At 63.1% G+C, this 12626-nt stretch carries 10 protein-coding genes; 9 read left to right on the top strand and 1 reads right to left on the bottom strand.

Translation table 11 applies throughout. The features are described 5' to 3' along the window. Positions 1–103: 103 nt before the first annotated feature. The 7 genes from rplS (at position 104) to NHH88_26335 (ending at position 7321) form a co-directional block, all read left to right on the top strand. Complete coding sequence (gene rplS, locus NHH88_26365) at positions 104–490, top strand: 50S ribosomal protein L19 (GenBank protein USX13150.1); 387 nt, start codon at positions 104–106, stop codon at positions 488–490. A 69-nt stretch (positions 491–559) separates the two neighbouring features. Then, positions 560–1228 (top strand): CoA pyrophosphatase, encoded by a 669-nt coding sequence (locus NHH88_26360; GenBank protein USX13149.1) that lies wholly within the window; start codon positions 560–562, stop codon positions 1226–1228. A gap of 86 nt (positions 1229–1314) precedes the next feature. Beyond that, positions 1315–2283 carry a CobD/CbiB family protein gene (locus NHH88_26355; GenBank protein ID USX13148.1) on the top strand — a complete coding sequence of 323 codons (969 nt, stop codon included), beginning with the start codon at positions 1315–1317 and terminating at the stop codon, positions 2281–2283. A gap of 236 nt (positions 2284–2519) precedes the next feature. Next, complete coding sequence (locus NHH88_26350; GenBank protein ID USX13147.1) at positions 2520–2852, top strand: DUF3579 domain-containing protein; 333 nt, start codon at positions 2520–2522, stop codon at positions 2850–2852. Between the two features lie 284 nt (positions 2853–3136). Beyond that, positions 3137–5914: an insulinase family protein gene (locus tag NHH88_26345; protein USX13146.1), complete on the top strand. Its 2778-nt coding sequence runs from the start codon at positions 3137–3139 to the stop codon at positions 5912–5914. Positions 5915–5958: 44 nt separating this feature from the next. Beyond that, positions 5959–6423, top strand: coding sequence for an Rrf2 family transcriptional regulator (locus NHH88_26340; GenBank protein USX13145.1), 465 nt, complete (start codon positions 5959–5961; stop codon positions 6421–6423). Beyond that, positions 6398–7321 (top strand): NAD(P)/FAD-dependent oxidoreductase, encoded by a 924-nt coding sequence (locus NHH88_26335; protein ID USX13144.1) that lies wholly within the window; start codon positions 6398–6400, stop codon positions 7319–7321. Before NHH88_26340 ends, NHH88_26335 begins: the two co-directional genes overlap by 26 nt. Positions 7322–7510: 189 nt before the next feature. On the opposite strand, the gene NHH88_26330 is transcribed toward NHH88_26335, so the two are convergent. Then, positions 7511–8251, bottom strand: a complete 741-nt coding sequence (locus tag NHH88_26330) for a GntR family transcriptional regulator (GenBank protein ID USX13143.1) — start codon at positions 8249–8251, stop codon at positions 7511–7513. Positions 8252–8632: 381 nt separating this feature from the next. Here NHH88_26330 and NHH88_26325 point away from each other — a divergent pair, with 381 nt between their 5' ends. Next, positions 8633–11527, top strand: coding sequence for a TonB-dependent receptor (locus NHH88_26325; GenBank protein ID USX13142.1), 2895 nt, complete (start codon positions 8633–8635; stop codon positions 11525–11527). Between the two features lie 65 nt (positions 11528–11592). Beyond that, positions 11593–12618, top strand: coding sequence for a cupin-like domain-containing protein (locus NHH88_26320; GenBank protein ID USX13141.1), 1026 nt, complete (start codon positions 11593–11595; stop codon positions 12616–12618). Positions 12619–12626: the final 8 nt, after the last annotated feature.

Below are 12626 nucleotides of genomic sequence, written 5' to 3'. Positions count from 1 at the left end.
AGCTTGCGGATATGTTGTCCGCCTGTTTAACCCCATCCTCTACTGGGCGAGTGTTTGAACAGCACTCATTGCGCGCCAGCACGATGGTTTTTGGAGTCTTAAAATGAATCTGATTCAACAACTCGAGCAAGAAGAAATCGCTCGTCTGGGTAAGAAGATCCCTGATTTCGCCCCTGGCGATACCGTGATCGTCAACGTCAACGTCGTCGAAGGCACCCGCAAGCGCGCCCAGGCATACGAAGGCGTCGTCATCTCCCGTCGTAACCGTGGCCTGAACTCGAACTTCATCGTTCGTAAGATCTCGTCCGGCGAAGGCGTCGAGCGTACGTTCCAGCTGTACTCCCCGCTGATCGCTTCGATCGAAGTGAAACGCCGCGGTGACGTACGTCGCGCTAAACTGTACTACCTGCGTGATCGTTCCGGTAAATCGGCACGTATCAAGGAAAAACTGCCAAACCGTCGCCCAGCGGCGAAAGCAACCGCAGCTTAATAGCCGCGCTTGTGTTTGGAAGAAAGGGCACCACATCAAGGGGTGCCCTTTTTTTATATGGAGGTCCGTTTGGCCAAACCGCTCTTTGATCCGAAACTGCTGCCGATCGACGCCATCGCCGGCGAGCCGGCCATCGCCCGCGAGCGCCTGGTGCCGCAATGGCTGCGCAGCCGCTTCGCCGAGCAGCCGGACTGGACGCCGGAGAGCACCGACGAGCGCAACCTGCAGCGCGCCGACGGCACGCCGGCCACGGCCGCCTCCGTACTGATCCCGCTGGTGTTGCGCGAGACCGGCCTGACCATCCTGCTGACCCAACGCAATCCCGACCTGACCGACCATCCCGGCCAGGTCAGCTTTCCCGGCGGCCGCGCCGAATCCTACGACACCGGCCCGGTCGACACCGCTCTGCGCGAGTGCGAGGAGGAGATCGGCCTGGACCGCGCCCATGTCGACGTCATCGGCACCATGCCCGACTATTACACCGGCACCGGCTACCGCGTCACGCCCGTCGTCGGCCTGATCGCGCCGCCGTTCGAGCTGCGCGCCGACCCGTCCGAGGTGGCCGAGATCTTCGAAGTGCCCTTGGCCTTCCTGATGGACGGTCTGAACCACCAGCGCCTGTCGGCACAAATTGCCGGCGGCATGCGCAGTTTCTACGCCATGCCCTACGGCGAATACTATATCTGGGGCGCCACCGCCGGCATGCTGCGCAACCTGTTCCACTTCCTGCGCGCTTGATGTCCGAACTAATAAGTTTGATTCTCCCACCACGGTGGGTTATCGTAGCGGGCATCAAGGCGTCGCCGACCTAAAAAGGACCATTAATGACATTTCTTTCCATTTTGTGCGCGCTGCTGCTCGAGCAAATGAAGCCGCTGCGCGCGGACAACCCGATTTACGCCGAGATCAAAAGTCTGGCGTTGCGGATGGAGACTTGGTTCAACGCCGGCCATTCGAGCCACGGCCGCCTCGGCTGGTTCCTGATGATGGCCATCCTGATGGTGCCGACCGCGCTGATTTACTGGGTACTGAAGTATTACGACTGGTTCCTGGCCGCCTTCGCCTGGAACGTGCTGGTGGTCTACCTGACCCTCGGCTTCCGCCATTACAGCCACTATTTCACCTCGATCCAGCTGCATCTGAGCGCCGGCGACGACGCCGCCGCGCGCGCCTTGCTGGCCGAGTGGACCAAGCAGGACACCGTCGGCATGGATGTCAGCGAAATTTCCCGCGTCGCCGTCGAAAAAGCGCTGATCACCACGCACCGCAGCGTGTTCGGCGTGTTCTTCTGGTTCCTGATGCCGCTCGGCCCGGCCGCCGCCGTCATGTACCGCGTGTCGGAATACCTGGCACGCGCCTGGAATGAACCTGAACACATGCGCAACGAGGCGTTCGGCCAGTTCGCGGCCCGCGCGTTCTACTGGATCGACTGGATACCTGTGCGCTTGACCGCCGTGGCCTTTGCCATCGTCGGCAACTTTGAGGACGCCATCTACGCCTGGCGCAATTTCGCCCACCGCTGGAATGACAAGGCGATCGGCATCATCCTGTCGGCCGGTGGGGGCGCGATGGGCGTGCGCCTGGGCACGCCGGCAGAGAACGCGGCCAAGGTGGTGCTGGTCGACGCCTCGACCGTCGACGTCAGCGACATGGAGCCGGACATGCTGCCGGGCGAGGAGCCGGGCATCCGCGCGCTGCAAAGCACGGTGGGCCTGGTGTGGCGCGCTTTGTTGCTGTGGATGATGTTGTTATTGCTGTGCTCCGGCGCCGCCTGGCTCGGCGGGACGCCTTAAAACGGCCGAGAGCAGGGTACAATAGCGGCATTGCCTTGGTGCGGAATGATGAGTTTTCTGCACCAATTTGGTTATCCGTGAGGAAAGGTCGATTGAAATCAACGACTTACGTATTTAGGTCTTCTATAAGATATAATACGTAAGATTCTTCTAGAATGATATCCGCCCGGCGCACCTCGCCGGGACTTTCCACGCATTCTTGTTACCAACAAGTATCTACGCACAAGCCCCCGCCCATGGCAGAGTCAGTTCAAAAACCGGCAGAACAGCAGGAATCGTTCTTCATCCTTGGCCTCACCAGCAATGGCAGGCAGTTCCGTCCCAGCGACTGGGCCGAGCGCCTGTGCGGCGTGATGTCCTGCTTCAAGCCGGAAGGCTACGGCGGCGGACGCGACTCGCATTTGCAGTTTTCGCCGTACGTCACGCCGACCGTCGTCAATGGCGTCAAGTCGGTGGTCGTCAACGGCAAGCTGCGCGACCTGGAGCCGCTGGCGTATCACTTCGTGATCTCGTTCGCCAAGGATAACGACCTGCAAATGGTCGACGCTTGTCTGGTACCAGAGAAGTAACGCTCACCACGGGATCTCCGGTTCCTGGCCGCGGACTTGGCACACCACGGAGACACGTAGGGCGGATTAGCGCAGCGTAATCGGCCATGTGTGAGCCATCGGCGGCGCATGCATGGCCGATTACGGCGTTCCGCCTAATCCGCCCTACGTGATTCAGACGTAGTCAAACGCCGTGAGCCCCCGCTGCCGTTTAAGTCCTCCCTCAGAAAAATTTCGTTTTTGCCACTACCCACGTCGGCGGGGTGGGGCTATGCTGCCTGTTCATCCGTTTTTTGCGAGACACCATGAACAACAGCCGTTTGAAACAAGCCGTCGTCGCCAGCATGATGCTGTGCGGCCTGTCCTTCGCCGCCACCGGCACCGCCTGGGCCGCGCCCGTCGCCGCCGGCGCCGCCAGGACGCCGGCCACCGCCGCCGCCTCCGTCAAGCTGCCGGCCGGCGTCGTCAAGGGACCATCGGTGGAGGGCATCACCGAATACCGGCTGCCCAACGGCTTGAAAGTGCTGCTGTTCCCCGACGCCTCCAAGCCGACGGTCACCGTCAACGTCACCTACCTGGTCGGTTCGCGCCACGAGAACTACGGCGAGACCGGCATGGCCCACCTGCTCGAACACATGCTGTTCAAAGGCTCGCCGAAGAACCGCAGCATCCCGCAGGAATTCGCCAACCGTGGCATGGACTTCAACGGCACCACCTCCTTCGACCGCACCAACTACTACGAAGTGTTCCAGTCCAGTCCCGAGAACCTGAAATGGACGCTCGACATGGAAGCCGACCGCATGGTCAACTCCTTCGTCGCCCGCAAGGACCTGGACACCGAAATGACGGTGGTGCGCAACGAGTATGAGAGCGGCGAAAACAGCCCGTTCGGCGTGCTGCTCAAGCGCATGGAGAGCGTCGCCTACGACTGGCACAGCTACGGCCGCGACACCATCGGCAACCGCAGCGACATCGAAAACGTCAAGATCGAAAACCTGCAAGCCTTCTACCGCACCTACTACCAGCCGGACAACGCGGTGCTGCTGGTGGCCGGTAAATTCGACCCGGCGCAAACGCTGGCGTGGATCAGCAAATCGTTCGGCGCGATCCCTAAACCCAAGCGCGTGCTGCCGCCATTCTGGACGGTCGAACCGACCCAGGACGGCGAGCGTAGTTTCGTCGTGCGCCGCAAGGGCGACATGCAGCTGGTGGTCCTCGGCTACAAGATCCCGTCGGCGCTGCAGGAGGATAGCGACGCGCTCAGTTTCATGTCCGAGATCCTCGGCGACACGCCGACCGGCCGCCTGCACAAGGCGCTGGTGGAAACCGGCAAGGCCGCGCAGGTGTTCAGCTTCGCCCAGAGCGGCTACGCGCCCGGCCTGCAATTGATCGGCGCCGTGGTCAAGGCGGGCGAGCCGCTGGAGCCGGTGCGCGACGCGCTGATCACGGCGGTCGAAAGCTTCGCCAAGACGCCGCCGACGGCCGAGGAAATGGAACGGGTGCGCCGCAACGTCGCCAACGGCATCGAGAAGTCGCTCAACGATCCACAAAAGGTCGGCGTGACCTTGTCGGAGGAGATCGCGCTGGGCGACTGGCGCCTGCTGTTCCTGGACCGCGACAAGCTGCCGACGATCACGCCGGAGCAGGTCAGCGCCGCCGCCGCGCGCTACCTGAAGCGCGACAACCGCACCGTCGGCACCTTCATCCCCGAGGACAATCCGCAGCGCGCCGAGATCCCCGCCGCGCCGACCGTGGCCGAGGTGATGAAAGACTTCAAGGGCAAGGACAGCGTGCTGACATCGGAGGTATTCGATCCGAGCCAGGACAACATCAACGCCCGCACCGAGATCAAGACCATCGGCGGCCTGCGGGTGGCGCTGCTGCCGAAGAAAAATCGCGGCGAGGCGGTGTCGGTCAACATGTCGCTGCACTGGGGCGACGAGAAAAATCTGTTCAACACCTCCATCGTCTCCGGCGCCGCCAGCGCGATGCTGATGCGCGGCACCGACAAGTTTACGCGCGAGCAGTTGTCCGACGCCTTCGCCAAGCTGAAAATCTCTGGCGACCTGTATCACTTCGATACCACCGGCCCGAATCTGGACGGGGCGCTGCGGCTGGTCGCGCATGTGCTGAAGGACGCCAGCTTCCCGGCGGCGGAATTCGAGCAGCTGCGCCAGCAATGGCTGGTCGGGATCGAGGCGTCGCGCAACGAGCCGCAATCCCTGGCCCGCACGGAAATGGATCTGTACTTCAACCACTACCCGAAAGGCGACGTGCGCGCGCCGATGTCGGTGGACGAGCAACTGGCGGCGGTCAAGGCGCTCAAGCTCGAAGACGTGGTGGCCTTCCACCGCAAGTACTACGGCGCCAACCATGGCGAGATCGCCGTCGTCGGCGATTTCGACAAGGCCCTGATCAGCAAGACCATCGAGGACAGTTTCTCGGGCTGGGACAGCAAAGTCTCGTACGCCCCGGTCACCAGCGTCAACGTGGACAAGGCGCCGATCGTCAAAATGATCAACGCGCCGGAAAAGGAAAACGGCTTCTACACCGCGCGCCTGAACCTCGATTTGAACGTCAACGATCCTGACTATCCGCTGCTGGACCTGGCCAACTACATCTTCGGCGACGGCGGGTTGAAGTCGAGGCTGATGGACCGCATCCGCCAGAAGGACGGCTTGTCGTACGGCGGCGGCACGGGCTTGCAGGCGGGCGAGATCGACCGCGCCGGCAGCTTCGACGTCAACGCCATCGCCGCGCCGCAGAACCTGAAAAAACTGCAGGCGGCGATCAGGGAAGAGCTGGACCGGGCGGTGAAAGAGGGCTTCACGGCCGCCGAGCTGGCCGGCGCCAAATCCGGCCTGCTGCAGCAGCGTATCCAGAACCGCTCCAAGGACGAGGTATTGGCCGCCGGCTGGACACGCAACCTGTACCTGAACCGCACCTACAGCTGGAGCAAGGAATACGAGGACAAGCTGCGCGCCGCGACTCTGGCGCAAGTCAACGCCGCCTTCCGCAAAGCCGTCGACCCGGCCAAGCTGACGGTGGTGGTGGCCGGCGACGAGTCCAAAGCCAAAAAATAAGGGTAGTCCTGCACGATCCCGAATTATGTACTATCATTAGTTACATGAGACGAGACAGCAAACTATCTTCCATCCTGCACGTGCTGCTGCACATGGCGCACGCCGGCCGGCCGTTCACCTCGGACGAACTGGCCGGCTTCCTCGGCACCAACCCGGTGCTGGTGCGCCGCGTGCTGGCAGGCTTGCGCGAGCGCGGCTATGTCGGTTCCGACAAGGGCCACGGCGGCGGCTGGACCATCACCTGCGACCTGGGCAAGGTGACCCTGCGCGACATCTACGAGGCGGTCGGTTCGCCCACGGTGTTCGCGATGGGGAACCGCAGCGAGCAACCCGAGTGCCTGGTGGAGCGCGCCGTCAACGATGCGCTCTCCAGCGCCTTCGACGAAGCCGAGGCTTTGCTGATCGAGCGTTTCAAGGACGTCACGCTGGCCGATTTGTCGGCCCGCTTCAACGACGAATACGCCAAGCACAAAGGAGCCTCCCATGCACATCCCTCATCCGAGCACTGAATTCGACGTTATCGTCATCGGCGGCAGCTACGCCGGCCTGTCCGCAGCGATGCAGCTGGCGCGCGCCCGCCGCCGGGTGCTGGTGATCGACGCCGGCCAACGCCGCAACCGCTATGCCACGCATTCGCATGGCTTCCTGGGCCACGACGGCCGCGAGGCGGCGGCCATCGCCACCGACGGTCGCGCGCAGGTGATGAAGTATCCGACCGTGCGCTGGATCGAGGGCTCGGCGCAGCGGGCGGAGAAAGTGGAGCAGGGCTTGCGCGTGACCTTGCAGGACGGCGGCGCCTACAACGCGCTGCGCCTGGTGCTGGCCACCGGCGTGGTGGACGAACTGCCGCCGGTGCCGGGCCTGGCCGAGCGCTGGGGCGGCACGGTGTTCCACTGTCCTTACTGCCACGGCTATGAGTTGATGGAGGGGTGCATCGGCGTGCTGGCCACCGGGCCGTTGTCGATGCATCACGCGATGATGCTGCCCGATTGGGGGCAGGTGACGTTGATACTGAACGGGGCTTTCGAGCCCGACGCGGAGCAGTTGGCGTCGCTGGAGAAGCGCGGCGTGGCGATCGAGCGTACGCCGGTCAAGGCGATCACCGGTCGGGCGACGGTTGAATTGCAGGATGGGCGGTCGCTGGAGATGGCGGGCTTGTTCGTCGTCAGCCGCACGCATAGCGGCAGTCCGATGGCCGAGCAGCTGGGGTGTGAGCTGGAGCAGGGCCCGATGGGCATGTATGTTCGCACCGACGCGATGAAGGCGACCAGCGTCGCCGGCGTGTACGCGTGCGGCGACGCGGCGCGCATGGCTGGCAATGTGGCGCTGGCGGCGGCCGATGGGACGCTCGCGGGCGTGTCGGCGCATCAATCGCTGATTTTCGGCGCGACCGCCGCAGCGGCTTGATTCCATGACGGCTCAAAGATGGCGGATTACGCCGTTCCGGCTAATCCGCCCTACGTGGATCCGTGGTCATGCAACGTCCCGGGGCGTGGCTTTCGCGTTGGCCGCCGCAATACGATCACACGCGGAGACACGTAGGGCGGATTAGCGCAGCGTAATCCGCCACGCGCCGCCAGCGGCCATATTCCGGCCCTACACGGCATTCAGCTCCGCCACGAAATCATACAAGTCCCCGCGAAAATAAGACCGGCAGAATTCCACCGCGCGGCCGTCGCGCAAAAAGCCCAAGCGCTCCACCGCCAAGCCGGCGTCCCCCGCCTTCGCTTGCAGCAGCGCCGCCTGCTCCTCATCGAGCAGCAGCGCGCTCAGTCGCTGCAGCGCGCGCACCGGCCGGTTGTGCGCGTGCTCCAGCGCCTCGTACATCGACACCTGCACCGATTCCAGCGACGGCAAACACGCCGCGACAATGGTGGCGTACTCGATGCACATCGGTATGTCATCGGCGTAGCGGATACGGTGAAACCGGTACACCGCCGCCCCTGGACTAAGCCGCAACCGCAGCGCCTCCTCCGGCGTCACCGTCCCCTCCGACCGCTTGAGCCACACGCTGCGCGGCGTCCGCCCGCGCGCCCGCATGTCTTCCGAAAACGACGTCAGCTTGGCGAAATTCTTTTCGATCCGCGTATTGATGAAATTGCCCGACCCGGGCCGCCGCACCAGCAAACCCTCGTCGACCAAGCCGTCGATCGCCTTCCTGACCGTGATGCGCGAGATCGACAAATCGGCCGCCAGTTGACGCTCGGCCGGCAAGGCCTCGTCCGGCCCGAACACCCGCTGGTCGATGGCCGTGCGCAGCGCGCGCTGGAGGCGCTGATAGAGCGGCTGGCTGCTGCCTTGCCCCAAGGTGTGCATGATCTCTGCAAGCGATGTCATCCGTTTCGTCTCCCTCATCTGGGGCCGGGCCGCCATAAATTGGTCTTTACCCGGTTGTTGCCATACCTGTTTCGATAATACCAAAAAGAACCACCGTGCTGGTATCACACTGGTTTTACTGTGGACCGCACCGCTCTATAGATGCTCCCCTGCAACGAAGCAGAAATTGGTATGTGTACTTCGCACAACATATGAAAAAAATATGTCAATTGGTAGTATTCTGGTATTGGTACTGCGGTATATTGGCGTTGAATTGGTTTTGTATGAGGTTGTAAAAAGGGATCTGCACGACATCGCGGCGGCGATGAACCGGGGAATCGATCGACGTTAAAACAGCACGGGCCTTTCCAAAACAAACAGGCCGCAATCAAGGGGGAGTAAATGAAAGAGAATCTGCCAGGTAAGACGAACATGCCACGCAGCGCGGTCGAGCAATTGACGCCGATCGCCGCGGCGGTGGGCCTGATGGTGCTGGGCATGTCGTGGTCGGCGCAAGCGCAAGCCCAAGCTCAGCAAGCGGCCAATGCCGGCAAGAAGGACGGCGAGGAAATGCAAACCGTCCAGGTGCAGGGTATTCGTGCGGCCCTGCAACAGTCGCTGAACCAAAAGAAAAACGCCGAGTCCCACTTGGAGGTGATCACGGCTGAAGACATCGGCAAGATGCCCGATAAAAACGTCGCCGACTCCCTGCAGCGCGTGCCTGGCGTGAACGTCAGCAACGCCGGCGCCAGCGAAGGCGGCTTCGACGAGAACGACCGCGTGTCGATGCGCGGCACCAATCCCAACCTGACCCAGACCCTGTTCAACGGCCACAACGTGGCTTCCGGCGACTGGTTCATCCTGAACCAGACCACCCAGGTCGGCCGCAGCGTCAGCTACACCTTGGTGCCGTCGGAGCTGGTCGGCTCGGTGGTTGTGCACAAGAGCTCGGAAGCGAGCCTGGTCGAGGGCGGCGTGGCCGGCTCGGTCAACATCATCAGCCGCAAGCCGCTGGAATTTAAAGAGAACTTCACCGGCGAAGTGTCGCTGGGCGCGGTGTACGCCGATCTGCCGAAGAAGACCGATCCGCAATTCAGCGCTTTGCTGAACTGGAAGAACGAGCAGAAGACCTTCGGCGCCTTGCTGCAAGTGTTCTCGGAAGAACGCCACCTGCGCCGCGACGGCCAGGAAGCGCTGTCCTACGACAAGATCCTGGCCAACAGCCCGATGGCGATCGCCAATCCGGACCTGGCCAACGCCTACTATCCCGGCTTCCTGGGCGCCTCGCTGTTCCAGCAGGAACGTAAGCGCCAGGGCGGTTTGATCGACCTGCAATTCAAGCCGAGCCGCGACCTGAACTTCGACCTGACCGGTTTCAGCTCGACGTTGAAGGCGTCGAACACCAACGACAACTACCTGCTCAACGGCGGCGCCATCATCAACCAGGGCAACGGCCAGGCGCCGCTGCCGGGCTACGTGGTCAAGACCCAGAACGGCGTCAAGACCCTGGTCAGCGCGAACTTCGCGCCGGTGGCCGGCACCAACTACAACGAGTACGACCAGATCTCGCGCCCGGGCGCGGAAGCGACCGCCAAATTCATCGCGCTGGACGGCAAATGGCGCGCCGCCGAAAACCTGACCTTCTACGGCAAGGTCGGCAGCTCGAAGGGCGAGGGCAAGACCCCGGTCCAGGACGTCATCGCCTGGAACGGCGCCACCGGCACGGGCGCCTCGTACAAATTGAACGGCACCGGCACGGCGGCCGACTTCTCCTTCAATAACAACCCTGCCGCGACCCCGGGCACCGACGCCACCAGTGGCTTCAGCTGGATGTTCGGCGACCAGAATGTCACCGTCACCGACAAGGAAAAATGGCTGCAACTGGACAGCGACTTCCAGCTCGAAGCCGGCCCGCTCAAGCTGCTGAAGTTCGGCGTGCGCGGCGCCGACCACGATCGCTATTCGGACAACGTCGTCGGCCAGGGCCCGACCTGCTCGACCCGCACCGACGCCAACGGCGGCCCGGGCTTCTTCTGGGCCGCGCCGCTGCCTAGCCAGTACAGCTGCATCAACGGCGCCAACTCGCCGTACAACCCGGCCAATTGGCCGGCGGCCGCCGGATCGTATCCGTCGAACTACGCCAGCGGCCTGGGTGGCAATTTCCCGCGCGGGATCTTCCGCTACACCGCCGAACAGCTGGCGGCGTTCTCCAAGCTGTTCGCCAACCGCGCCACCGACGGCACGCGTGAAGACTTCGGCAATGAGTTCAACCTGAAGGAAAAGAACCGCGCCGCCTACGTGCAGGGTAACTTCGAAGGCGAAGGCTGGAGCGGTAACATCGGCGTGCGCTATGTGCAGACCAAGGAGCGCGCCGTCAGCAATGTCGGCATGCCGGGCGATACGCCGCTTGGCCAGCCGGGCGTGATCTACACGTCGGCATTCGGCATCTTCAAGCCGACCGCCGTCGAACACACCTACAACGACTATCTGCCAAGCGCCAACCTGCGTCTTGAGTTGAGCAAGGACCTGGTGGCCCGCTTCGCGCTGTCGCGCACCATGACGCGTCCGGACTTCTCGTCGCTGGTCGGCACCTTCACCTTGACGCCGCCGGCGGCCAAGGGCGGCGTCGGTTCCGGCTCGGGCGGTAACCCGGATCTGAAGCCGATCACGTCGAACAACTTCGACGCTTCGCTGGAATACTACTTCGCACCGCGCTCGCTGGTGTCGGCCAGTGTCTACTACATGAACCTGACCAATTACATCGGCCAGGGCACGCGTGTGGGCACCTACCGCACCTACACCGAGGCCACCAAGATCACCGATCCGGATGGTTTCGACGCGCAGTACCTGATCTCCTCGCCGATCAACAGCAAGGGCAAGGTCAAGGGCATCGAGCTGTCGTACCAGCAGCCGCTGTTCGGCTACTTCGGTATCGACGGCAACGCCACCTTCACCAACGCCAGCGACAGCAGCGGCGCCAAGGTGCTCGGTTCGTCGAAGCGCACCTACAACGCCAGCGCGTTCTACGAGGATGAGCGTTTCAACGCCCGCCTGACGTACAGCTACCGCTCGGATTCGTATGTGGGCCTGGATCGCGGCACGGAGTTCAACCAGGTCGGCATGGGTTACATGAACGCCTCGCTGGGTTATAAATACAACGAGAAGATCGGCTTCTCGCTGGACATGCGTAACCTGAACGATCCGAAGCTGAAGTACTACGCGTTGAACGAAGACCAGCCACGTTCGGTCTACAAAAACGGTCGCCAGTTCTTCCTGACGATGCGCGTCAAGTACTAACCAGTCCAACCGCGTCCGCCGCCATGAAGGGGCGGGCGCGGCCTGGATAACGCTATACTTTGCCGATGCACCCAACTCCGCAACCGATACCCGAGTGGCGCGATGTCGACGCCCGCGTCTTCCATGAGCAGATCCTGCCGCTGCACCGTCCCGCCGTGATGCGCGGCGTGGTGCGCGACTGGCCTGTCGTCGCGCACGCGCTGACATCGCCGGCGGCGGTCAGCGGCTACCTCAAGTCCTTCGACAGCGGCGTCGATGTCAACGCCATCATGACGCCGCCCGCCGCGCAGGGGCTGGTGACCTATAGCGACGACGTCAGCGCGTTCAGCTTCGTGCGCAACCGACTGCCGATGTCCGACATTATCGACCAGTTGATGCGCTACCTGCCGGCCGGCGTCCGCGCGCCCGCGCTGGCGGCGCAAAGCGCGGTCATCGCCGAATGCCTGCCGGGCTTTTTGGCGGAGAACCGGCTGCCGCTGCTGGGACCCGAGGTGCAACCGCGCATCTGGCTGGGCAATCACATCACGGTCCCGGCCCACTTCGACGAGGCGCAGAATATCGCGGCCTGCGTCAGCGGCCGGCGGCGCTTCACCTTGTTCCCGCCCGAGCAGGTCGGCAACCTGTATGTCGGCCCGCTCGACTACACGCCGGCCGGCGCGCCGATCAGCATGGCCTCGCGCGCGCAACCGGACTTCGACAAGTACCCGCGCTTTCGCGACGCGCTGGCGGCCGCGCAGGTGGCCGAGCTGGAACCGGGCGACGCGATTTACATTCCCGCGATCTGGTGGCACCAGGTCGAGTCGATCGGCCAGTTGAACATCCTGGTCAACTACTGGTGGGGCGGATCGCACACCGCCAGCGATCGCAGCATGTCGCCATCGAACGCCTTGATGCACTGCCTGTTGAACATGAAGGATCTGGAGCCGCAGGTGCTGCAGGCCTGGCGGGCGATGTTCGAGCATTTTGTTTTCAATTCCGACCCGCAGCGGTTGGACCATATTCCCGAGCAGCGGCGCGGCGCGCTGGGCGCGATGTCGCCCGAAGAGGTGCGCCGCTTCAAAGAAGTTTTGATCGCGCAGCTGCAAAAATAATCCGAATG

The sequence above is a fragment of the Oxalobacteraceae bacterium OTU3CAMAD1 genome (assembly GCA_024123915.1).
In the GTDB taxonomy this organism is placed as follows: domain Bacteria; phylum Pseudomonadota; class Gammaproteobacteria; order Burkholderiales; family Burkholderiaceae_D; genus Rugamonas.
The sequence above is the reverse complement of the archived record's forward strand: the minus strand, read 5'-3'. Positions and strand labels throughout refer to the sequence as shown.

Coding starts and splice junctions, on each gene's coding strand:
- rplS (USX13150.1), top strand. CDS start 104: ATGAATCTGATTCAACAACTCGAGCAAGAAGAAATCGCTCGTCTGGGT.
- NHH88_26355 (USX13148.1), top strand. CDS start 1,315: ATGACATTTCTTTCCATTTTGTGCGCGCTGCTGCTCGAGCAAATGAAG.
- NHH88_26350 (USX13147.1), top strand. CDS start 2,520: ATGGCAGAGTCAGTTCAAAAACCGGCAGAACAGCAGGAATCGTTCTTC.
- NHH88_26345 (USX13146.1), top strand. CDS start 3,137: ATGAACAACAGCCGTTTGAAACAAGCCGTCGTCGCCAGCATGATGCTG.
- NHH88_26340 (USX13145.1), top strand. CDS start 5,959: ATGAGACGAGACAGCAAACTATCTTCCATCCTGCACGTGCTGCTGCAC.
- NHH88_26335 (USX13144.1), top strand. CDS start 6,398: ATGCACATCCCTCATCCGAGCACTGAATTCGACGTTATCGTCATCGGC.
- NHH88_26330 (USX13143.1), bottom strand. CDS start 8,251: ATGACATCGCTTGCAGAGATCATGCACACCTTGGGGCAAGGCAGCAGC.
- NHH88_26325 (USX13142.1), top strand. CDS start 8,633: ATGAAAGAGAATCTGCCAGGTAAGACGAACATGCCACGCAGCGCGGTC.
- NHH88_26320 (USX13141.1), top strand. CDS start 11,593: ATGCACCCAACTCCGCAACCGATACCCGAGTGGCGCGATGTCGACGCC.